The organism is Syntrophorhabdales bacterium (genome assembly GCA_035541455.1).
In the GTDB taxonomy this organism is placed as follows: domain Bacteria; phylum Desulfobacterota; class Syntrophorhabdia; order Syntrophorhabdales; family WCHB1-27; genus JADGQN01.
Window position 1 is genome coordinate 1 of sequence record DATKNH010000173.1, and the last position, 22,958, is coordinate 22,958.

22 protein-coding genes are annotated in these 22,958 nt (G+C 54.2%); 13 read left to right on the top strand and 9 right to left on the bottom strand.

The genetic code is table 11. The features are described 5' to 3' along the window. From VMT71_18595 to VMT71_18610, 4 genes are all read left to right on the top strand, one after another. Positions 1–586, top strand: a 586-nt coding sequence (locus VMT71_18595) for a hypothetical protein (protein HVN25984.1), incomplete at its 5' end; no start/stop codon positions are given. An 84-nt stretch (positions 587–670) separates the two neighbouring features. After that, the gene (locus VMT71_18600) at positions 671–1,690 is read left to right on the top strand and encodes a TRAP transporter substrate-binding protein (GenBank protein ID HVN25985.1); all 1,020 of its coding nucleotides are present in this window, start codon (positions 671–673) and stop codon (positions 1,688–1,690) included. Beyond that, complete coding sequence (locus VMT71_18605) at positions 1,687–3,645, top strand: TRAP transporter large permease subunit (GenBank protein ID HVN25986.1); 1,959 nt, start codon at positions 1,687–1,689, stop codon at positions 3,643–3,645. The genes VMT71_18600 and VMT71_18605 overlap by 4 nt, the downstream gene beginning before the upstream one ends. A gap of 71 nt (positions 3,646–3,716) precedes the next feature. Further along, positions 3,717–4,451, top strand: a complete 735-nt coding sequence (locus tag VMT71_18610; protein ID HVN25987.1) for a GntR family transcriptional regulator — start codon at positions 3,717–3,719, stop codon at positions 4,449–4,451. 52 nt (positions 4,452–4,503) lie between these two features. On the opposite strand, the gene VMT71_18615 is transcribed toward VMT71_18610, so the two are convergent. The 4 genes from VMT71_18615 to VMT71_18630 all read right to left on the bottom strand — a co-directional run bounded on the left by VMT71_18615 (position 4,504) and on the right by VMT71_18630 (position 8,473). Further along, the gene (locus VMT71_18615) at positions 4,504–5,295 is read right to left on the bottom strand and encodes an ABC transporter substrate-binding protein (protein HVN25988.1); all 792 of its coding nucleotides are present in this window, start codon (positions 5,293–5,295) and stop codon (positions 4,504–4,506) included. 15 nt (positions 5,296–5,310) lie between these two features. Further along, a complete protein-coding gene (locus tag VMT71_18620; GenBank protein ID HVN25989.1) occupies positions 5,311–6,306 on the bottom strand; it encodes a tripartite tricarboxylate transporter substrate binding protein in 996 nt (331 codons plus the stop codon). Positions 6,307–6,485: 179 nt separating this feature from the next. Next, positions 6,486–6,902, bottom strand: a complete 417-nt coding sequence (locus tag VMT71_18625) for a PEGA domain-containing protein (protein HVN25990.1) — start codon at positions 6,900–6,902, stop codon at positions 6,486–6,488. 197 nt (positions 6,903–7,099) lie between these two features. Further along, on the bottom strand, positions 7,100–8,473 hold the full coding sequence (locus VMT71_18630) for an MFS transporter (protein ID HVN25991.1): 1,374 nt from the start codon (positions 8,471–8,473) through the stop codon (positions 7,100–7,102). 271 nt (positions 8,474–8,744) lie between these two features. On the opposite strand from VMT71_18630, the gene VMT71_18635 reads away from it, so the two are divergent. The 7 genes from VMT71_18635 (at position 8,745) to VMT71_18665 (ending at position 18,047) form a co-directional block, all read left to right on the top strand. After that, on the top strand, positions 8,745–9,944 hold the full coding sequence (locus VMT71_18635) for an efflux RND transporter periplasmic adaptor subunit (protein ID HVN25992.1): 1,200 nt from the start codon (positions 8,745–8,747) through the stop codon (positions 9,942–9,944). 10 nt (positions 9,945–9,954) lie between these two features. After that, complete coding sequence (locus VMT71_18640) at positions 9,955–13,104, top strand: multidrug efflux RND transporter permease subunit (GenBank protein ID HVN25993.1); 3,150 nt, start codon at positions 9,955–9,957, stop codon at positions 13,102–13,104. Beyond that, complete coding sequence (locus VMT71_18645) at positions 13,097–14,512, top strand: efflux transporter outer membrane subunit (GenBank protein ID HVN25994.1); 1,416 nt, start codon at positions 13,097–13,099, stop codon at positions 14,510–14,512. The genes VMT71_18640 and VMT71_18645 overlap by 8 nt, the downstream gene beginning before the upstream one ends. Positions 14,513–14,543: 31 nt before the next feature. Continuing rightward, positions 14,544–15,107 carry a TetR/AcrR family transcriptional regulator gene (locus VMT71_18650; protein HVN25995.1) on the top strand — a complete coding sequence of 188 codons (564 nt, stop codon included), beginning with the start codon at positions 14,544–14,546 and terminating at the stop codon, positions 15,105–15,107. Positions 15,108–15,138: 31 nt separating this feature from the next. Further along, a complete protein-coding gene (locus tag VMT71_18655; GenBank protein ID HVN25996.1) occupies positions 15,139–16,071 on the top strand; it encodes an EamA family transporter in 933 nt (310 codons plus the stop codon). A gap of 126 nt (positions 16,072–16,197) precedes the next feature. Then, complete coding sequence (locus VMT71_18660) at positions 16,198–17,619, top strand: class II fructose-bisphosphate aldolase (GenBank protein ID HVN25997.1); 1,422 nt, start codon at positions 16,198–16,200, stop codon at positions 17,617–17,619. Between the two features lie 86 nt (positions 17,620–17,705). After that, the gene (locus tag VMT71_18665) at positions 17,706–18,047 is read left to right on the top strand and encodes a YajD family HNH nuclease (GenBank protein ID HVN25998.1); all 342 of its coding nucleotides are present in this window, start codon (positions 17,706–17,708) and stop codon (positions 18,045–18,047) included. Positions 18,048–18,187: 140 nt separating this feature from the next. On the opposite strand, the gene VMT71_18670 is transcribed toward VMT71_18665, so the two are convergent. After that, positions 18,188–18,655 carry an HAD family hydrolase gene (locus VMT71_18670; GenBank protein HVN25999.1) on the bottom strand — a complete coding sequence of 156 codons (468 nt, stop codon included), beginning with the start codon at positions 18,653–18,655 and terminating at the stop codon, positions 18,188–18,190. 125 nt (positions 18,656–18,780) lie between these two features. Between VMT71_18670 and VMT71_18675 the strand changes: the two genes are divergently transcribed. Further along, entirely contained in the window at positions 18,781–19,350 is a 570-nt protein-coding gene (locus tag VMT71_18675) for a flavin reductase family protein (GenBank protein HVN26000.1), read from the top strand. Between the two features lie 4 nt (positions 19,351–19,354). Then, positions 19,355–19,981 (top strand): HAD-IA family hydrolase, encoded by a 627-nt coding sequence (locus VMT71_18680; GenBank protein HVN26001.1) that lies wholly within the window; start codon positions 19,355–19,357, stop codon positions 19,979–19,981. Here the strand turns inward: VMT71_18680 and pssA are convergent. The 4 genes from pssA to ilvN all read right to left on the bottom strand — a co-directional run bounded on the left by pssA (position 19,920) and on the right by ilvN (position 22,950). Further along, positions 19,920–20,705: a CDP-diacylglycerol--serine O-phosphatidyltransferase gene (gene pssA / locus VMT71_18685; protein HVN26002.1), complete on the bottom strand. Its 786-nt coding sequence runs from the start codon at positions 20,703–20,705 to the stop codon at positions 19,920–19,922. The two genes, VMT71_18680 and pssA, sit on opposite strands and share 62 nt — an antisense overlap. 85 nt (positions 20,706–20,790) lie before the next feature. Beyond that, positions 20,791–21,438 carry a phosphatidylserine decarboxylase gene (locus tag VMT71_18690; GenBank protein HVN26003.1) on the bottom strand — a complete coding sequence of 216 codons (648 nt, stop codon included), beginning with the start codon at positions 21,436–21,438 and terminating at the stop codon, positions 20,791–20,793. Continuing rightward, positions 21,435–22,433, bottom strand: coding sequence for a ketol-acid reductoisomerase (gene ilvC, locus VMT71_18695; GenBank protein HVN26004.1), 999 nt, complete (start codon positions 22,431–22,433; stop codon positions 21,435–21,437). The genes VMT71_18690 and ilvC overlap by 4 nt, the downstream gene beginning before the upstream one ends. Then, on the bottom strand, positions 22,426–22,950 hold the full coding sequence (gene ilvN / locus VMT71_18700; protein ID HVN26005.1) for an acetolactate synthase small subunit: 525 nt from the start codon (positions 22,948–22,950) through the stop codon (positions 22,426–22,428). Before ilvN ends, ilvC begins: the two co-directional genes overlap by 8 nt. Positions 22,951–22,958 lie beyond the last annotated feature (8 nt).

Here is a 22,958-nt window from a genome sequence, read left to right on the forward strand (position 1 = left end):
CCTGGCTAATCTGAAGAATGTGGTAGCCATCAAGTTGACGCAGCCAATGAATCTCGTTACCGCATTTCAGGTTTGCGAACGTCTGAGTGATCGGCTGCTCGTGGGACCCGTCAACCTGGACTTCGTTCCCGTCCTTGCAAAATATTATGGGGTGCAGTGGAGCGGCCAGTGGTGCGTTGAGGCTGTGCAATCGCCCGACAACCCTTACGCCGTTGAGTTCATGAATCTTCTGAATGATCATCGCTACGAAGACGCCATAAAGGTCTATTGGTGCCTTGAGCCTGCCCTCAAGGCTTTCTATACTCTACAGGCTCCCCTCATTCTTAAAGGAGGCCACCCGTGGTGCCATATGAAATACTATCAATGGTGCGGCGGCGGCAATGGCGGCCTTATCCGGGATTTGCATGAACCGGTCGAACGGGTTCCCGTGCTTACTGAAAACGACCGGAAGAAGATCAAGGACGCCTACAGAAGAGCGGGAATAGTACCAACCGGTTCACCGGAGGAAGAATTTATCGTGGGCAGGGCTGCTTTTTCCCGAGGCACAAGGCGTAATGATCTGGATCGAACACCTCTTTACGCGTAACGTTTTGCGCATGGTCAGGTACGGCTGAGTCAGTCGGAAACGTTCAATGCGCTGGGATAGCATACTAGAATACGGAGGTTAACTATGGGAAGGCAAGTGCATGGCTTTATCGCAATTGCAGTGTTTGTTCTCGCAGTTTTCTGTTCTGTAAGCCACCTGCCGGCCGCAGGCGCTGAGAGCGGACCAGCAGTACTCCGCTTTGCTGGTTGGCATCCAATCGAGCATCATTGCACCAGAGGTCAAGAGCTTTACGCGAAGCTCGTTATGGAAAAAACGAAGAAGGTAACAATTGAGGTGTATCCATCAAGCCAGCTGTTCAGCGACAAGGACATGGTGAGGGCCGTCCAGACCGGGGCGGTCGAAATAGGCGTCATCCCGACGGGGCTTGTGACAGGCCAGATACCTCTCCTGCTGGTTTTCGATATACCCTTTCTTTTTCGAGGCCGTGAACACTATCACCGGTGGCTTGATGACCCGGAAGTGAGCCAGGCTATCAACGTGGAGTTTGAGAAAAGAGGGTACCATATTCTCTATTGGATGGATTTTGGCTCTTTTGGCATCGCTTCAACAAAGCCGCTGAAGACAATCGAGGATTTTAAGGGCAAGAGAATCAGGGCGCCGGGCGAGATGATGGTGGAAGGCGTACGGGCGCTGGGGGCAGCGCCAACGATGATTGGGAGCGGTGAGGTCTACATGGCTCTGCAGCGAAATACCATAGACGCCGCCATTTCAGGCTGGACATCTCTGCTCGAAAGGAAGTACTACGAGGTCAGTAAACACCTCATTGATGCGAACTATGGCATGGGGTTCTTCCCCATTACTATAAACAAGAAGACGTGGGAGAGCTTGCCGAAGGATGTGCAGAGCATCATGACTCAGGCCGCCGTCGAAGCTCAAAGCTGGGGACGGAAGGAGTGCCAGAAATCGGACCTCCAGGACCTCGAGCAGCTCAAGAAGAAGGGTATGCAGTACTACCTGGTTCCCGAAAAAGAACGAGAACGGTGGGTCGCGGCAACAAAACCCTGCGTGGAACTTTTCCTGAAGCGTGTCGGCGATCAGGATAAAGGAAAGAAGTTACTGGAAAAGGCGCAGCAGATGAAATGAAAGCGAATGCGGACATGGGCGGTATGAGCAGCAACACCGGCGCACCGGCCAAGCGTGCAGGCTTGAGCAGCTACCTGGACAAAGTCAGCCGGGGGTTTGGTCTCCTGAGTGGCGCCCTGCTTATTGTGATGGCCGCATTGGGCAGCTTCGAAGTAATCATGAGGTATTTTTTCAACTCGCCTACCGTCTGGGTCTTCGAAACCTCAATCTATCTTGTCATAGCCAGCAGCTTCCTCGCCCTTGGGTACGTTATGGTCGAGAACGCCCACGTGAGGGTCGATTCTTTAGTAAACCATCTTTCGGGCCGTACCGCTCTGGCACTGGAGCTGTGCACGTCCCTTGTCGCGTTGCTCTATCTGCTTGTCCTTGTCTGGCAGAGTGCCCGTATCACTTCTACTCTCTATGAAACATGGGAGGTATCCCCGACCGTTATGAAGATACCTCTCGTTATTCCAAACGCAGTGATTGTCTTCGGCAGTTTCTTGCTCACCTCACAGTTCATTCGGCACATGATCACATTGTTTGTAAAACTGACCGGGCTCTCCGGAGCCGGGAGTGCTACCGACAATCCACCTTCCGGACGAAGGCACGTTCCGGCGAGCCCCTTGCTCGTTCCAACGGTCTTCCTCGTCCTCCTCGCTGGATCGCTTGTCCTTCTCAAGACAAATGTCTACGCGGGTCTCCTGATTTTGTTTGTTGTGCTCCTTTTCAGCGGCATGCCTGTTTCATTTGCCCTGGGGCTCTTCGGCGTTTTCGGGCTCTATCTTCTTTTTGGCGGGGCCCGTATGCTGGTCCAGGTGCCCGTTGTTGCCTACTCGACCGTTGATTCACCCATTATCGCAGCGCTTCCCCTTTTCGCCGTCACAAGCAACATACTGCGAAACGGAAAGATTGGCAGCAGGATCTACGAGTTTGCAAATGTGCTTGTACGCCACCTGCCCGGAGGGTTGGCTATCGCCTCCATCATCTTCTGTTGTCTCTTTGCTGCAATGACGGGGTCGAGCGTGGCGGTTGCGGCAACGGTGACCTTGATAGCGCTCCCTGAGATGCAGGCGAGGGGGTATAGCCGGAGATTTACCGTCGGTCTTCTCGCCGGTGGTGGAACCCTTGGTATTCTTTTTCCACCCAGCTTACCCCTGATGCTCTACGGTGCGATGACAGGCGAATCGTTGGGCTCCCTTTTTCTGGGGACGTTGATCCCGGGTCTGATACTGGCCGCCATGTTTTGCGCGTATGTAGCAATAGTGGCCGGCCGAGACCGGAACATCGCCAGAGAGCCCAGGGCTTCCTTCGGGGAGATCGCACGAGCTACAAGACGGGCGGCAGGGGGGCTTGTCACCATTATAGTGATCATCGGCGGGATTTATTCCGGGATCTTTACCCCCACAGAATCCGGAAGCATAGCCGTAATATACACCGCACTGCTGTGCCTCTTTATTTACCGTACTCTTGACATCAGGGGGCTGAAGGAATCGATTCTCGAATCAGCGAGAATCAACGCGATGATTGTCTTCATTATCATAGGTGCCAATGTTACGGGTCAGGTAGTGCTCATGTCGCGTATCCCGAACAACCTCCTTTTTCTCATCACCAACGCAGATGTCCCTTCATGGCTCGTGATCGCGCTCATCAATGTCTTTCTGATTGTATTGGGCGGACCCTTGGAGGCCCTTACTATTCTTGTCATTACGCTGCCGATCCTGTATCCCCTCGTAACGGGGCTCGGTTTCAGCGGACTTTGGTTTGCGGTCATTATGATGATCAATATGGAACTCGCGCTCATTTCGCCACCGGAGGGGCTGAATCTTTTCATCATGCAGGATCTGTCAAAAGCCACGGCAGGGGAGGTTTCGCGCGGCGTCGTGCCGTACCTGATTATCATAGCGCTCTTCTTGGTTTTGATTTCACTCTTTCCTGTACTGACAACCTGGCTTCCGGGGCTGTTTGTTTCTTGAGGTGAATGATTTTATTTGGGCTTAGTCGTTTGATACGCTTGTAAACTAACCGGTTATGAGGTCTTGAACATATGAAAGAGCGAAAACACGTAGCGAGTACAACAACCTCAAAATATGGAAGTGTCACAAGTCCCATCAAATACCAGACGCTTAACGATATCGCATACGAGAACATCAGAGAGCGGATTACAAATTTAACGATTCGACCGGGAGAACAACTGGTAGAACAAAGACTGGCTGAAGATCTGGGCATCAGCAAATCGCCGATACGCGAAGCCTTCAGGCAACTCGAGAAGACGGGACTTGTCTATCTTGTTCCTCATAAAGGGTGCTTCGTTTCCCCTTTGAGTCTTAACGAGTTCAAGGAGGCACTTCAGTTCAGAGAGATTCTTGAGGTGCACTCCCTTTCTGTCGGCCTGCCACACTATTCCGACCAGGATGTGCTGGATATCCAGAAAGCGGAACGAGCGGCGGAAAGGAAACTTGCCCAGGGGAATAAAGAGGCAGCCTCGGAGTTTCATCTAAAAGTGCATACGTTGATCGTCGAGAAAGCGGGCAATTCATTAGTTGAGAAGGCTTACAAGGAATTGCTCGAGTTCACCCTCAGGCGGTATGTTGTCCTTGCCCTGAGGCAGTCCTCATCCATAGCTGAAACCTGGGCTGACGAACATCACCGGGCACTGTTTCATGCGATTGAGAAACGAGACGTGGGTCTTGCAGCTAAGGCACTGCAGAAACACCTACGGAGTATCGGCGAACAGCGAACTATGCTCGATACGATTAAGCGCTATAGCGCTCACAGGTAACTAAGACCAAGGTAAGGATCGGAATATCGCGTGCCTGACCACGATGAAAAGCTTATTGCAACTCCACGGCGCCCCGTAATCCGGCCCTCTGGACGGCGGCTTTTACCAGACCCTCGGCCTTTGCATCTGCGACAAACGTGCGTAAGAAACCTATACCGGCATCACGTCCTTTCGGGATCGCAATGGATTGACGCTCAAGGCCCCAGCTGCCATCTAGCACTCTGCTGCCTGGCAAAGCATCGGCCATTTCGAACAGTGTGGGTTTGTTGGTGGCGTAAGCATCAATCTGATACTGCGCGAGCATTTCAATGCCGCTCTTCACGGTGCTTGATCGGACCACGGTGGCATTCTTCAGGTCGCGAGAGAGTGCGGCGTCCGACGAGCTGTGCTCAGTGACACCCACGCGAATCCCTGGCTGATCAATATCAGCCATACGTGTCACCCTGGACCCTTTTGACACGAGGTAGCCAAGTTCGATATCAAGATACGGCGGTGTAAAGTCCATATCTTTCGCACGCGCGGCTGTGGCGTTGGTAAAGGCAACATCTACCTTGCCCGCCTTCACGGCCTCGAGCACCTCAGCATTTTTTGAAAACACAACCGGCTCGTAAGGCACTCCAAGGCGTTTGGCCAGTTCCTTGCCGAGTTCATACCCTACCCCCTTGGGTTCGACGGCTGGATTATCGCGGATATAGGAAGTGGGCGTACCAGGATAGAGTCCGGCGCGCAGCTTCCCGGTCGGAGCCAGAACCTGACGCAGCTCTGCGCTTGGCATTGCGGTGGTACTCGCGTAGCCGGCTGAAAGCGCCGTGACGACGGCTATCAGCAGGACGATCGGTCTCAAGATTATTCTCATGACTTAATCTGCCTTGATATTGGCTTTCTTGATGACTGTTGACCATTTTACGGTTTCAGACTTAATGAACACACCAAATTCATCCGCGCTGCTCGGCGTGACCGTCGCGCCCATTTCGCCCATTTTTGCGACAACCGCGGGGTCTGCAAGGGCGGATCGAAGCGCACTATTCAATTTGGCAATGATCTCCGGGGACATGCCCTTCGGGCCAACCAGACCCCACCACACCGATGCAGAACTTCCTGGCAAGCGCAAAGAAGTTACGGTCGGTACAGATGGAAACAGAGATATCGTCTGCTTGTCCATTGCTGCGATAGGTCGCAATTTCTTAGCCTTGATATGCGAAACAACTTCAAGAGGATTTATGCACATGAAGGAGATTCGCTCGCCAAGAAGATCGTTAATTGCGGGGGCACCACCTTTATAGGGAATATGCAGGGCATCAAAACCTGCCTCTGATTTTAGTAATTCACTGGCGAGATGGCCCGAGCTTCCGTTGCCGGCTGATCCGTAAGTCAGTTTGTCGGGATTCGCCTTTCCGAAGGCAATCATGTCCTGCAAGGTTCTGAATTGGGAGTTCTCAGGCACCACAACGACCAGGGGAGCGTATGCGATTTTGCCGATAGGTATCAAATCACGTGCCGGGTCAAAAGTCATATTGCTAAACAGCGCCGGATTGCACGCCAAGGTGTTGGATGCGGTCAACAACGTGTACCCGTCCGATTTCGATCGAGCCACTATATCCATGCCTATATTAGTGGCGGCACCCGGACGGTTATCTACGATGATAGGTTGTTTAAGTTTCTCGCCCATTTTGTGACTTACAAGTCGAGTGACAATATCGACTCCACCGCCGGGCGCATAGGGAACAACAACATAAATCGGTTTACCTGGAAAGGTTTCCTGTGCGTGAATTGCAGAAATAGGGAACACCGTGAGCGCTATTGCCAGTGCGATACTCTTCCACAAAACGGGATACGCTCTACAAAAATCTTTCATATATGTTTTCTTGATTTAATCTATCCCTGGGGTCCACGTTTTCCGCTATCTTACTCCCTGATGACCCATGAGGCAAGACAAAAAGCGCCTGATAGTGATGCATGGTACATACTTACCGGGTAATCGAGAAACAACTCGTCCCAGCCAGGGAAATTGAAAGTCTGAACGGGGGGTTGACCTCACAAAGGAGCGTCATCTCCTGCCTCTCCCACGAATGGTTGAGCCCTTGGAGGGGCAGGTTTGAGGTCTATGCTGACGCGTTCGGGGACAAGACGGCCCTCGGCTCCGGAGATGTGGTCAATCGCCCAGCAGATCAGGCCCCCGGGCATCAATATATTTCCTGCCGTGGCCCCGGACACAACGGACCGGACCGGCAGGTTGACCGTTTCGTAGCCCTCTTTTTCGATAGTGAGGAGATCATCTTTCTTGCGTTTGAGCGTGAGTGCGCACGGGGTAGTGCACTCGGTGCCGTCCGCCGCCCTGACTCGCGCCCCAGCCGGGCTGGTCGCGCAGGCTATGTTCTGGGAGGTCCCGTGCGTTATCATCCCGCAGGCTGCCAGGGTAGCCAGCGCCAAAAGCAAAAACAAAACTTTCATCTCAGTCCCCTTTTAGGCCGGATACGATACCAACATGTGAGGGTTAAGGTAATACACGGGCGATGCCGTGTCAATGCAAAGCAGAAAGCGACTGCGGGCCCTTTTGGCGTCGGTGCCAATCGGCATGTTATGCGCGGTCGGAAGAGAGCGCCGGACGCATGTCCGTCCGTACGGACGTTTCATATGTACGGATTCTTTCAAGCTGCCGTTTGTATCCGTTCTCCCTTCCCGCTGGGCATAAGAAACACAAGAGGCAGCGACGACAGAAGGAGGAGGCCAAAGGCGATGAAGGTGATTCTGAACCCGGTAACAGGATTCAGGCTCAGATGAAGAATAAAGGTGATGAGCGAGATGCCGAGCGCCTGGCCGACTATCCTGAACGTGCCCCTGAGCCCCACAATCGTGGCTACTTTTTCGGGCATCAATTCAATGCAGGCGTTGTTTACCGCGGGAGTCGTAATGCCGGAGCCGATGCCTGCAATCAGGACTACGAACGAGAGTGCGCCTGCGCTGTCAAGGCGAAGTCCCCCGAGGGGGAGTCCCGGCGTCAAAAGGATCGTTGCGCCGGAGACGATGCTCAGTCCCCACACCATGGGCCAGCGGTACCCCCAGCGTCTGAGCAGAAAACTCGTCGTGGCTGACGCTGCAATGGTCCCGAGCGACCGGGGCGTCAGTATGATGCCGCTCATCAGTGTCGAGAGCCCATGCACGGAGGTGGCGTACAGGGGTATGAAGGCGAAGAGTGCGAGAATGGCGGCACCGGTGACGAGATTCATGAGGTTTGCCGCCACGAAGGGCCTCGATTGCAGGAGGGTGAGATCGAGGATGGGTCTGGCGGCGTTCTTCTCGTGACTCAGGAAGAGCTTACCCAGGACAAGGCTAATGAGTATGAGAACTGCGGCGCTGAGAAGAAAAGGAGCGGAAAAGCTCTCGCCAATGAGATTCAGCCCGAACATAAGAAAGAGTATCGCACCGCTCATTGTGACTGCACCACGTACATCTACGTAAGGTCGGGAACGGATCTTTGCATCCTTAAGGAGGAGCATTGTCAATCCCATCAACCCTATACCGATAGGCACGTTGATGTAGAAGATGTAGCGCCAGGAGTATCGACTCACAATCCATCCGCCCAGATTCGGTCCGATGATGCTCCCCACATTGAAGACGCTGCTGAAAAGGCCGATGACTGTTTGCCGGCTTTCGGGAAAATGGTCACTTGCCATCCCTGATGCGGTGGGAAGGAAACTCGCTCCTCCAATGCCCTGCAGGAGCCTGAATGCGATCAACGCATGGATGTTAGGTGCAAGACCGCAGGCGAGAGAACTGGCGGTGAAAAGAATAAGGGAAACGAGAAACACTTTTTTGCGGCCAAAGCTGTCACTCAAATTTCCTGCAAGCGGCATGGCCATGCATATGCCTACAGAAAACATGGACATGGTCCAGCCTGCCCACAGCACATCGGTATGCAGGTCGCGTATGAAGCTGGGGAAGGCAACCGCCACTGCAGTGCCGTCGATGGTGTACATGAGCAGCCCCAGGGACGCGGTAACAAAGACGAGGTAGCGACGCATCAACGTGGAGTCTACCCGATCGGGCGCAATGGGTCAACAAAAGGGGTGATCGAGCCCCTGGTTGTTATTGACAACGCTCTTTTGCTCATACTATTCTTGACTGAACCGTCCAGCCGGTATAGTAACCCAGTGCCAGGTCGTGTGTCATCTCCTCAAGCGCAGGCCCGGCTGCTCCTGAGGTAAGAAAACAGGCGGTGCGCAGATTTGCCAAAGGGGGACAGGACCGGGCTTCAGCGGGTGAAAGATTCTTACTGGCGGATAAGGAGGATCGATGCGGATTGAGTCAGACAGGGCGAGTAAACGTTGCATAAATGTTTTTTTCGCCGTTTTTGCAGTTCTGGTACTTGTCCTTGCCGCTGGCTGCAGCAGGCAGCGGGCCGGTAGTGCCGCTGTGCCTCCATTGGTGGATGTGATGGAGGTTATCATGCGCGATGTTCCGGTGTATACCGAGTGGACCGCAAGCACCGACGGCCTCGTGAATACCACCATACGGGCTCAGGTCCAGGGCTACCTCATCTCCCGGGATTACCAGGAAGGCGATTTCGTAAGCAAGGGACAGGTCCTCTTCCAGATCGACCCCCGCCCCTTTCAAACTGCGCTTGAACAGGCGAAGGGAAACCTGGGCGAGCAACGAGCGCGCTGGCGAAATGCGAAGGCAAACCTCGACCGCCTGCAATCACTAATCGACGATGAGGCGATTAGCAAGAAGGACCTCGACGATGCAACAGGCGCTGAAGAGTCAACCCGCTCCGCCATGGTGGCGGCCCAGGCAGCAGTCGATAAGGCCACTATTGATCTGGGTTTCGCCAGGATAACCTCACCCATCTCAGGCATAGCCGGCATCGCCAGAGCTCAAGTCGGGAACCTCGTCGGACCGGGCTCCATAGAGGAACTTACCACCGTTTCCACCGTCGACCCCATAAAAGTCTACATATCCATGGCCGAATACCAGTACCTGAAATACATGCACGAAGGCGGCTTGCACCAGGAAGCCGTATCTCTCCAACTCATTCTCTCTGACGGGAGCGTTCATCCACACAAAGGGAGGTTTGCTTTTGCCGATCGACAGGTTGACATGAGCACAGGCACAATCAAGGTGGCCGCTCTTTTTCCCAATCCAGGCAACATCCTGCGTCCCGGGCAATTCGCGAGGGTGCGGGCAGAGACACAGGTGAAGAAGTCTGCATTCCTCGTTCCGCAGCGCGCGGTCACTGAACTGCAGGGGAGCTATCAGGTGGCTGTGGTGGGCTCAGACAACAAAGTGGACATCAGGCGCGTCAAAGTAGCCGAACGGATTGATAACTTCTGGGTAATCGACGAAGGTGTGCATAAGGGCGATCGCATAATAGTGGAGGGGCTCCAGAAAGCGCGGCAGGGAGCGCTTGTGACGGTGAGGCCTTTTACAGCGCGGCAGGTGTCCGCCGATGGTGGGGCAACTGCCGGACGTGAAGACAAGGCAGCAGGTAAGTGAGGGGGCGCTCGTGTCAAGATTTTTCATAAACCGTCCCATAGTCGCCATGGTGATCTCCGTCATGTTCATCATCCTCGGACTTGTCGCCATGGCACAGTTGCCTGTAGCTCAGTTTCCGGACATCGTGCCTCCCGAAGTGCAGATCCTCACGACGTACACCGGTGCAGACGCGGAGACAGTGGAACAATCGGTGGCAACACCTATCGAACAGCAGATCAGCGGCGTTGACAACATGAACTACATGTATTCGGTTAACGCGAGTAACGGCTCCATGCGCATCTTCGTCAATTTCGATGTGAAGACTGACTCAAATGTTGACCTGATGCTGACCCAGATCCGCCAGGGACTTGCACAGCCTCAGCTTCCGGCCGACGTAAGAAACTACGGCATCACCATGCAGAAATCCCGGGCCTCGCCGCTCATGCTCATAGGGCTCTATTCGCCCAAGGGCACGTACGATTCGACGTTTCTCGCCAATTACGCAAACATCAACCTGATCGATCCACTTCTGCGGGTACCCGGTATTGCCATCGTCAACGTTTTCGGCTCGGGTCCCTATGCTATAAGGATCTGGGTAAAACCTGACACGTTGGGTAAACTCGGCATCACTGTTCCGGACATCGTCAGCGCCGTACAGAGGCAGAATACGGTGAATCCCGCCGGGCAGATAGGCAGCGAGCCTGTGCCGCGAGGTCAGGAATTCACCTACACGGTCCGCACGCGGGGCCGTCTGGTTTCCCCCGAACAATTCGAAAATATAGTTGTGCGCGCGAACCCCGACGGTTCACTCGTGCGTCTCAAGGATGTGGCGCGCATCGAACTGGGATCGCAGACCTACAACATGGTAGGAAGAATCGACGGGGAACCTGCGGGAATAATGGCGGTGTATCAGTTGCCGGCCACCAATGCGATCGCCACGGTGGAGGGCGCGAGACGAGTGATGGAAGAGGCGAAGAAGCGTTTTCCAGCGGACGTGGATTACGCAATTGCTCTCGATACTACACGCTCGGTCAGTGAAGGGATACACGAAATCCTCATCACGCTTCTGGAGGCGCTGGCACTGGTGATTATCGTCGTTTTCATATTTCTCCAGGGCTGGAGGGCCACGCTTATCCCGACGGTCGCAGTGCCGGTTTCTCTCATAGGCACATTCGCCGTTTTTCCACTGCTCGGGTTCTCGATCAACACCCTCTCCCTTTTTGGTCTGGTGCTGGCAATAGGTCTTGTCGTGGACGACGCGATCATTGTTGTGGAGGCGGTTGAGCGCCATATGGAAGAAGGACTTTCGCCGAAAGAAGCATCGTTGAAAGCGATGAGCGAGGTCGCCGGCCCTGTTATGGCTATTGCTCTAATCCTCACTGCCGTCTTTGTTCCTACCATCTTCATCCCCGGGATCACGGGGCGGCTCTACCAACAATTCGCGGTGACCATCGCCATCTCGGTGTTGATTTCTGCTTTCAACGCACTTACTCTCAGCCCTGCTTTGTGTGCCCTCATCCTGAAGCCGCGCACACATACACGGAGGCCTCTCAGCCGCTTTTTTGATTCATTCGATCGTCTTTTTAGGCGCGCATCCGAAGGCTACGTGGCACTATGTGCAAGGCTCATCCGGAAAAGCGTCCTGAGTCTTCTCTTTCTCGGTGTGATTGCGTTGCTCGCAGGAGTACTAGGCAAAGGGATACCCCACGGCTTCCTGCCCGAGGAGGACCAGGGCTATATCTTTGTCAACCTCGCCTTGCCTGACGCGGCATCTCTCCAGCGTACCGAGGACGTGTGCAGACAGGTGGAAGGTATCCTCAAGAAAACTCCTGGCGTTGAACACTTCCAGACGGTCGCGGGCATCAGCCTGTTGAGTGTCGCGCAGAACACGTATAGTGCCTTCTTCTTCGTCACCCTCAAGGAATGGAGGGAGCGAAAGAAGCCGGAGGAGCGCTACGACGCCATCATGGCGCATCTGAACCGTGAACTCTCGAAGCTTCCGCAGGCCACCGCGTTCGCTTTCTCTCCGCCCGCCATACAGGGCATCGGGCTTGCGGGCGGAGCCACCGTGGTGCTGGAGGATCGGGGGGGAAAGAGCATTACCTTTCTTGCAGAGAATCTCAACAAGTTCGTCGAGGCGGTGCGCAAGCGTCCTGAGATAGAGCGGGCAACAACTACGTTTGTCCCGGGTGTCCCTCAGCTCTACCTTGATATCGATGTTGACAGGGTGCTGGCACAGCACGTAGATATTGCCCATGTTTATCAGACGCTTCAGGCCTTCATGGGAGGCTACTTCATCAATTACTTCAACCGGTTCGGGCGTCAATGGCAGGTCTATGTGCAGGCAGAAGGAAAATACCGCACCAAGCCTGAGGACGTGAATCAATTCTACGTGGTCAATGATAAGGGGAACCCGGTCCCGCTTGCTGCACTGACGCGTATCGAATCACGGCCCGGTCCCGAGTTCACCATGCGCTACAACCTCTACCGGTCGGCGCAGATCAATGTCGCAGGAAAGCCGGGCTACAGTTCCGGCCAGGTAATGCAGGCCCTGGAGGAGGTATTCAAACAGACCATGCCACCGGAAATGGGTATCGATTACATCGGCATGAGTTACCAGGAAAAGAAAGCGCAGGAGGGAGTACCCGCCATGGTTATCTTCGGTTTCTCGCTCCTCTGTGTCTTTCTTATCCTTGCCGCACAGTACGAGAGCTGGTCTCTACCGCTCTCCGTGCTCCTCTGCACGCCTGTTGCAGTCTTCGGTGCATTTGCTGCCCTGAGCCTTCGGGGGCTCGAGAACAACGTGTACGCACAGATAGGACTTATTGTGCTCATAGGTCTGGGGGCAAAGAACGCAATCTTGATCGTTGAATTCGCGAAGACGCGCTATGATCGTGGAAAGGCAGTGGAAGAAGCGGCGCTCGAAGGCGCGCGCCTTCGTCTGAGACCCATTCTTATGACCTCCTTTGCCTTCCTGCTTGGAGTGCTTCCCCTCGCCTTTTCCTCCGGATCGGGAGCCATAGCACGACGGGTGATGGGTACTGCGGTCATGGGCGGAACGGCCGCCGCATCGGTCATTGCTGTTTTTCTTATCCCTGTAACTTTTTATGTGGTGCAGAAAATGAGTCGGCGAAGACGGAGACGACAGCATTTCACAGAGGAGGAGGGATCCGATGCATAGGTGCGTCTTCCCTCTTCTGCTCTTGGTTGTCCTCTCCTCATGCATGGTCGGTCCCGATTACCGGAGGCCATCAATCGAGGCCCCGGCGAACTGGCGTTTTGAAGACGCACAGGCGCTCGACAATGTAGTCAACACGCAATGGTGGCGGCAATTCGGTGACCCCGTGCTCGATTCTCTCATCGAAGCTGCTCTCAAAGAAAACAAGGATGTCATGATTGCCGCTGCCCGCGTCGAGGAATTTGCAGGCCGCTACGCTTTTGTCAGGTCTGCGCAATTTCCGCAGGTAGGCGCAGCCGGCAGTTATCAGCGAACAAGGGATTCAAGTTATATGAATCCTCCATTGCCGTCGACAGCGCAGAACCCTTTCGACATGTACCAGACATTGCTTACCGCGAGCTGGGAAATCGACATCTGGGGCAAGCTGCGAAGGGCCACAGAAGCAGCGAAAGCTGATCTTCTCTCTACGGAGGAAGGTCGGCGAACGGTCATACTGACCGTAGTCACGGCTGTGGCTGTTTCTTACACGGACCTGCTGGGTCTTGACAAGCAAATGGATGTGGCCGAGCGGACGCTGGAAAGCCGCGAGCACACCCTGCGCCTATTCAGGTCTCGGTTCGAGAAGGGTCTGGTGTCAAAGCTGGATCTCAGTCAGGTTGAATCGGAATACAATGCAGCATTGGCTACCGTGCCCTTGCTTCGGAAACTCATCGGCCAGCAGGAGAACGCCCTGAGCATACTGCTTGGCCGTAATCCCGGTCCCATTCCCCGAGGAAGATCGCTGGATGCCCTCAACCTTCCGGCAGTGCCTGCAGGACTTCCCTCGCAGCTTCTCGAACGACGGCCGGATATCCGCCAGGCTGAGCAGGACCTCGTAGCCGCGAATGCGCAAATCGGGGTCGCAAAGGCCCAATACTTCCCTTCGATTTCGCTTACCGGATTCTATGGAGTACAAAGCGCGGATCTCTCCCAGTTGTTTACCGGATCGGCCAAAACCTGGTCGTACGCCCTCCCCGCGACCGTTCCCATATTTACTGCAGGCGGCATCGCCGGCACGGTTAAGGCAAGCGAAGCTGTTCAGAAACAAACACTCATCCGGTATGAACAGGTTATCCAGCAGGCATTCAGAGAAGTGGAGGACGGTCTCATCGACCAGTCAGAGTCGAGAGAACAGCTTCGTGCACAGGGTGCGCGGGTCAAGTCACTTCAGGACTACGCGCGTCTCGCGAAGCGGCGTTACAACACCGGCTATACGAGCTACATCGAGGTTCTTGATGCGGAAAGGAGCCTTTTTGTCGCGGAATTGAATTACGCCGAGACGCAGACCACGCTCTTCCGCGCCCTTGTAAACCTCTACAAATCGATGGGCGGAGGATGGGTCACGGAGGCGGAGGTTCAGGCAGCGCAATAGCTGTAACACTAAGCGCAAGACGGAGGTTGTTTTGAGTCGTCATTCACAGAATGCGAGAGAAACAATAATTGACGCTGCCGAGGATGTGGTCCTTGAGTCGGGAGCACGTCATCTCACACTGGATGCTGTCGCGGCAAGGGCGCACGTGAGCAAGGGCGGTCTTCTTTACCATTTCCCGAACAAAGAGGCATTACTTCACGGAATGCTTGATCGGCGCGTAGCTCGACTGGAGGAGAGCAGACAACAGAAACTTGCTCTCTTGCCGCGAGAGGCAAGAAGCGTGATCATCGCGCACGTGCGCTCTCAACTTGAGAGAGACGAGAGAACGAATAAATTAGCTGTCGCTTTTTTGGCCGCGGTTGCTCATGATCCGCAACTCCTTGTTCCATACCAAAAAGAACAAAAAAAAGTAGTCGACCAATTCTGTCAAACAGGCCTGAGTTTCGAGAGGGCCGCAGCGATCATGCTTGCGGTGCAAGGCCTCAAGTTCCTGGAGCTTTTCTCGCTACTTCCCTTTACGGCTCAAGAGCGAAGAAGAATTATAGAGGAAATTATTGGCCTGTCGGAAGGGAAAAAGAAACATACTTTGCTTTGACTAGGCGATAAGGAACATGCGATAGTGAACGGTGCCGGAACGACTGTCGCGCAACGGGCTCTTCCATCTGGGAGTCGTCTACGTTGTCTGGAGCACTACCTACCTTGCTATACGCGTCGGCGTCCACACGGGAAGCGGCTTCCCGCCTTTTCTGTTTGGCATGCTGCGCATGGTTGCCGCAGCCCTGATTCTTCTTGCCATCGCGCGATTGCAAGGATTGCGGATACGTCCTGCCCGCGATGAAATCCTGCCGTTGCTGATTGCCGGAAATCTGCTCTGGTGCGGCGGGAACGGGCTGGTGGCCTGGGCGGAACAATACGCACCTTCCGGTTTCTCGTCACTGATGGTCTCATCTGCCCCGATCTGGGCAACCATCGTTGAGCTTTTGTTATATAGAAAGAGGCCTTCGCCTGCGTTGATTCTCTGCCTGTTGATCGGCTTCGCAGGCGTGGCGATCCTCAGCGCACCCTCTCTGATGAAAAGATCTTCGACGGATTACAGGGTCATAGCGGCTCTGGTGGCGTCGCCGCTCTGTTGGGTGCTGGGCTCGCTCTTTCAGGCGCGGCGACCGGTGAGCCTCTCTCCCCAGACGATGTCGGGCTATCACCACGTATCGGCTATCTTCGGTTTTATTATCGCGTCATTGGCGCTGGGAGAGCCCATGCCCCACCCTTCGCTTTCAGCCTGGGTCGCGTGGGCATACCTGGTGGCTTTTGCATCGGTCGGCGCTTTCACTTCATATGTTTTCGCCCTTCGGTTATTGCCGATCAGCATCGTCATGACCTACGCGTACGTCAACCCGGTGCTCGCGTTACTGCTGGGCTGGTGGGTGCTGGATGAGCCTGTGACCATGAGCACGTTATGTGGGGCCGGCCTGGTGGTGCTCAGCGTGGTTGCTATTTTCCATGTGAGACAGTCAGCAAAAGACTCCCGCCATGCAGTCTCGGAAGCAGGAAGCCGATGAAGAAGAATCCCCCGATTATTCTGATTGAAGTGTCTGCAAAACGAGTTTAATATAGGAAAGAAGATGCGTCCGGGCAGAACCGGATTCAAACTGAGATTACGGTGATAAACTACAAAGGAGGTTACTATGGCCGGCTCAACGATTAAGGAGCTCTTGGATGCAGTTGACAACAGTCTGAAGATCGAAGGCGGAAAAGTACGCGTGACCGATCCCGCCAAGCTCCGGCAGAAGATTTACAGGCTCGCCGAGATATCGGCGCTCGAGTCCGGAGAAAAACAGGGCCTTGCCCGGTATCTCACCCGCGCAGCAGCCCTCGACATGGGAATTATCCCTGCTTCGATTCATGATCTCTACATGGCCCGTGGCCGAGGTGAAGTCCCGCTGACTTTCACCGTGCCCGCGATCAATTTGCGGATGCTCGCGTTTGATTCGGCGCGGGTTGTGTTTCGCGTAGCGAAAGGCGTTGACGCCGGTGCCTTTATTTTTGAACTGGCACGATCGGAGATGGGATATACAAACCAGCGCCCGTCAGAATACACCACGTCCGTGCTTGCGGCGGCCATAGCGGAGGACTTCAGGGGGCCGGTCTTCATTCAGGGCGATCATTTCCAGGTGTCTCTGAAGCGGTATGGTACGGAACCTGACAAGGAAGTGCAGGCAGTAAAAGACCTGATGAAGGAGTCGGTGGCCGCAGGCTTCTTTAATATCGATGTTGATACGTCGACGCTCGTGGACTTAACTAAACCTTCGGTGCCCGAGCAGCAGGTGCTCAATACCGGTCTTTCCGCGAAGTTCACCTCCTACCTTCGCACGCTGCAGCCGGCGGGAGTTACCATCTCTGTGGGTGGTGAAATAGGCGAAGTGGGCGGACGCAATTCAACAGAAGAAGAGTTGCGCGCTTACGTAGAAGGATACAAGAAAGATCTGGCCAAAGAAGGTGCTGGTTTGACGGGCCTGAGCAAGATCAGCATCCAGACGGGAACGTCGCACGGCGGCGTCGCATTACCCGATGGCACCATAGCGAAAGTCAAGGTGGACTTTGACACGCTGAAACGCCTGAGTAAAGTTGCGCGCACCGAGTACGGCATGGCCGGGGCTGTTCAGCACGGCGCATCGACATTACCGGAAGACGCATTCGGCAAGTTCGTGGAAACCGAGACGTGTGAGATTCACCTTGCAACCGGTTTTATGAACATGTTTTTCGACCGCCTGCCGGAGGCTCTGCGCAATGAGATGTACGCGTACCTGCGGGAGAAGCAGGCTTCTGAACGCAAGAGCGACATGACCGATGAACAGTTTTACTACAAGGTACGCAAGAACGCAGTGGGTCCGTTTAAGGCGCAGTCCTGGACGCTGCCCGCATCGGTCAAAGAGCAGATAAGTAAAGATTGGGAAACCCAGTTCGCGAAACTTTTTCATCTGCTGGGTACAAAAGGGACGCGCCAATACGTTGAGAAGTTTGTGAAGCCGGTAGTGATTCAGCCCAATATCAAGGACTATCTGGGGGAGGCGGCGGGCATAGAGAACGTGGCCGACCTGGCGGACTAGCAGTGGGCTGCCATGTGCGCGCATACAGAGCAGGACCGGCGCGCAAAGCCGGTTCTGCCTGGTTTAATGCTGAAGTGAGGGAGTGAATGAGAAACAAGGGATACACAATCCGCAAGAAACCGGCTGACAAAACGGGGCCGACAAGATCAGTTGATGAAATGTTGGCGGAAGTAATGAAGCAGGCCAGCCAAACAGGCGGTTCGGCCGCGTATAGAGAGCAGTCTCTTAAGATCCACGGCCTTATCTGTGCCAAATGCGCACGGGAATTCGACCACACGAACCAGCACCTTCTCACGGTGCACCACAGGGATGGCAATCCGAACAATAATCCCCCTGACGGCTCAAATTGGGAGAACCTCTGCGTGTACTGTCATGATGACGAGCATAGCAGGGGGTTACTAGGCGACTACTTTAATGACAGAAAGTGACTGTGCGGTCGCCCGGTCACTCAGGCAAAAAATAGTAAAGGTTAAGATTGAGAGAAAAGAGATGCCAGGAAGGCTAAGCGATTTTGTCAGCTTTTGTCTTTCTTAACCTTAAACTTCCTTAGTTTTTACTTTACCTGCTTTTATTCTCTCAGCGTGGCAACTATTCTTGCAGGCTGCAGCATAAGGCCCAGCGCGTGAGCTATATCTGTCACTACGATATCGGCTTCTTTCAGCAAGGACGCTGCGGCACCTTCTTCACCTATGATGGCTATTCCCAGCGCGGCTTCGCGAAGCATCATCGCATCGTTTGCCCCGTTGCCTATTGCCACTACGCGTTCGGGTCCGTACTGCCTTACCAGTTCGCCCTTATCAATACCGCTCGAAAGTTTCCCGACTTTAACGACCGTGAAATTTCCGGCGGGTTCTTTGTCGATGCTGTCATACGTGTCTGCGCTCACCACGATGACTTTCAGGTGCTTCGAGACCTCGTCGAAAAGCTCCTTCACGCCTTTCTTCAGCTGCCCGTCAAATGCTGTAGTGCCATTGAAGTCGACCAGTAGATAATCAAGTTCCAACTCACCCCATCCCGGAATCGAAGCCGTGACCATGAACACCCTCCTTTTCGTATCGAGGTAGTTTACCACGGGTCGGCTTGCGAAGCCAGCATTATTAAGCTGTTGTGGCTAATTTTGCCCTTGATTGTTGAGCCGAATCCCATTAGACTTTCAGGGCTATGAAACGGCTACTCGGGCCAGTGACGGCCTTCTTTCCGACACCGTGCGTACTCGTCGTATCGGGCGATATGGAGCTCTCGCACATCAGCATGGTTGCGTGGGCGGGCGTAGTGAACAGCGATCCCCCGATGCTGGGGATTTCCATGAGACCCCAGACACACTCATACGCCCTCATCAAGCGATACGGTGAATTCACGGTGAATATTCCTCACGAAAAGCTGGTGCGGCAGATTGATGCGTGTGCCACGATGGCGGGAAATACGAGCGACCATTTCTCTCACGCCAGGCTGACGAAAATGTCTTCCAGGAGAGTGGCTCCCCCGATCATCGGCGAGGCTATAGTGAACCTGGAATGTGAAGTGCATGAAACGCACGGACTCGGTAGCCATACGCTCATCATCGGACAGATTCTGGAAGCCCACGTGGACGAGCATCTCCTTGATGAACAGGGGAAGATCGTGATCGAAGATTTGAGACCACTCGTCTGCTGTCCGATAATGCGCGAATACAGAAGCGTAAGCGAAAGGCTGGAGTCCTATGGGTGTTCGAAACGGCAATCGGCAGATTAAATGTGTGATTTATGATTGCGACGGCGTGCTTTTTGATTCTCTGGAAGCAAACCGGAGACTCTATAATCATATCTCCGCCTCCATGGGGAGAGGACCGCTCACGGAAAGCGAACTGAAATACTGTCATACACACACAGTGTTTGAAGCCATCCACTCGCTCTTCATCGGCGATGCAGCAACGGAAAAAAGGGCTCTGGACTTTCTCAAGCACCAGGTGGACCTGAAACAGTTCGTTGAATACCTGATAATGGAGCCGTACATTCTGGAGGCTTTGACAGCCTTGCGGAAGAGAAACATTCTAACTGCAATCAGCACCAACAGAACCACTTCAATGAAGCACGTCATTGAGCGCTTCAAGCTGGGCTCTTACTTTGATATGGTGGTAACTGCGCTCGACGTGGAGCATCCGAAACCCCACGGAGAATCTGTGGAAAAGATTCTTGCAGCTTTCAATCTGAAAAAGAACGAAGCTCTTTTTGTGGGTGACTCAGACGTTGACAAACAGACTGCCGAAGCTTCGGGAGTCTGTTTTGTGGCGTACAAGGCACGTCATCTCTCAGCGGATACGTTTATAGATGACCATCTTGCTTTGCTGGATGTTCTCTCAGGTGAGGATGCTCCTCAGGAATAGCCTTCTTTCCTCTCGCCAGGCTGAAAATCGGACCTGAAATCACATAGGCCATGGTAAAGCAGAATAGCATAATCTCCGGCTCTATCAGGATAATCACAAAGAGCAGGACGGCAATGACGATGGATTCGAACGGCCTGTTCCTGAAGAACGCCATATCCTTGAACGTGTGGTAGCGGACGTTGCTCACCATCAGAAAGGCGAGCACGTAGACGAGTATAGGCATGAATATGCGTTTGGTCTCGAGCAAGGGGCCGTATTCGGTAAAAAAGAGGATGGAGCCCGCGATTGTCGCTGCTGCGGCCGGGATGGGGAGCCCGAGAAACTGTTTTTTCTGGACCGTGTCGGCCTGCGTGTTGAAGCGAGCGAGCCTCAGCGCGCCGCACGTCACGTAAAGAAAAGCTGCGAGCCATCCAAATCTTCCGTATCCTTTAAGCGCCCACATATAGACCAGTAAGCCGGGCGCAACACCGAAGGCGATAGCGTCAGCAAGAGAGTCATACTCGACGCCGAACCTGCTCGTCGAGCCTGTCATTCTGGCCACCCTGCCATCCAGCGCGTCGAAGAGACAGGAGAGAAATACGGCCGCGCAGGCGTACGTAAATTTTTTATCTATGCTCGCGACGATCGCGTAGAAACCGCAAAAAAGGCTCGCGGTGGTGAGAAGATTGGGAAGCAGGTACACACCCCTCCTTCTCCTTCGCTTCATGCTTTTCATTCCTCTCATGAATGCCCCCTTTTCTGCGCTGCCACCGGGCCCCCGCCAGCCGGTGCCCGTTCGCTGTGCTCCCTACATGCGCTCTTCTATGCCTTCATGACCTTATTGACACTTTTCGCGCAAGTGGTGTGAGCCCTGCCTTCACTCTCTGGCCTAATTGTACCATACTTTCGTAGCCGGGCGGAATATACAGGTCCACCCTCGACCCGAACGCAATGATTCCTATGCGGTCGCCTTTCCTGAGCGTGTCTCTTTCGTGGACCCAGCAGCAGATGCGGCGAGCCAGAAAACCCGCAATCTGAACAACCACCAGCTTCTCGTCCCCTTTTTCGAGAAGGATGTAGTTTCTCTCGTTGATCTTCTCCACGTCCTTCCTGAAGGCAAGCTCGAATTTCCCCGATTCGTGCTTGATCCGGCTCACCAGGCCATCGCAGGGCGCCCGGTTCACGTGGACGTCGCCCAGCCCCATAAACGTTGAGATTCGGAGGGCAGGGCGGTCGAGAAATTCCTCAAGGTGCACCTCATCTATGCCGGTTATTTTTCCGTCGGCAGGGGCAATGAGTTCCAAAGCCGCGCTCTGCCCTGTTCTTTTCGGGTTTCTGAAGAAGTAGGAGAAGAAAAGAAAGAGCAAGAAGAAAATTACCGAAGGAGCATAGAGCGCAAAGAAAAAGAAAAGGAGGGCCAGCACCAGCGCAGGGACAACAAGTGGCAGCCCCTCCTTTGCAAGAGGAAAATCCCTCAATCCTTTCTCCCGATCCAGCTCATCATTGCTCTGAGTTTCGAGCCCACCTGCTCGATCAGGTGCTCACTCTCTTTTTTCTTGATTGCAGTATAGACGGGCCTTCCTGCCATATTCTCGAGTATCCATTCGCGGGCGAACTCGCCTGACTGGATCTCTTTGAGAATTTTCTTCATCTCGGCCCTCGTCTCCTCCGAGATGATGCGTTTGCCCCGGGTCAGATCGCCGTACTCAGCAGTATCGCTGATGGAATAACGCATGTAGGAAATGCCTCCCTCGTACATGAGGTCCACGATAAGCTTCAGCTCGTGCAGGCACTCAAAATAAGCGATCTCCGGCTGGTACCCGGCGGCGACGAGCGTGTCGAATCCTGCGCGGACCAGTTCGGATGCTCCTCCGCAGAGGACCGCCTGCTCGCCGAAGAGGTCTGTTTCCGTTTCTTCCTCAAAGGTAGTCTCGAGAACGCCCGCCCTTGTTGCGCCTATGCCTTTCGCATAGGCAAGGGCCTTATTCTTTGCCTTTTTGGAAGCATCCTGGTAGACCGCGATGAGAGAAGGTACCCCGGCTCCCCGCTCGAATTCTCTCCTGACCAGGTGCCCCGGACCCTTGGGGGCGACCATGATCACATCGATGTCGGCAGGGGGAACAATCTGCCCGAAATGGATATTGAACCCGTGGGAGAAGACAAGGGTCTTTCCTTTTGTGAGGTTCTCTTTGATCTCCGTCCGGTAGAGTACCGCCTGCGTCTGGTCGGGTGCCAGGATCTGGATGATGTCTGCCTGTTCGGACGCCAGCTTTGCAGTCGTCGGCTTGAATCCATGTTCGACGGCCAGATCGTAGTTCTTGGTCCCTTTGAGCTCTGCCACTATAACCTGAAGGCCCGAGTCTCTAAGATTCTGCGCCTGGGCATGTCCCTGACTTCCATAGCCGATGATGGCTATTTTCTTTCCCTTCAGTTCGGCGAGGTTCGCATCCTTGTCGTAATAGACCTTAACCATCAGTTCCTCCTTTAGGTTCTTTTTCTTTGACCTGTATCATTTTTTCCCCTCTGATCATAGCAACGGCACCAGTCCGCACGAGTTCTTTGATGCCCAGAGGCTTGACAAGGGTGAGAAAGGCTTTAATCTTGTCTTCCGTGCCCGTGATCTCGACGGTGTAAGTTTTAGCCGACACATCGATTACCCGCCCGCGGAAAATCTCGGTCATCCTCAGGACCTCTTCACGGTTGCGTTCGGTGGCATTTATTTTAACCAGCACCATCTCACGCGTCACGTGTTCCACATCCTGGAAATCGACGACCTTTATCACGTTGATCAGTTTGTTGAGCTGCTTGAGAATCTGCTCCAGGATCGCTTCGCTTCCCCTGGTCGCGATTGTCATCGCAGAGACCGTCGGGTCAAGAGTTTCCGCAACGCACAGGCTCTCTATATTGAACCCTCTTCCGCTGAAGAGCCCTGCCACCCGTGCCAGCACACCAAACTCATTTTCTACGAGCACCGATATGATATGTCTCACGCGGCCTC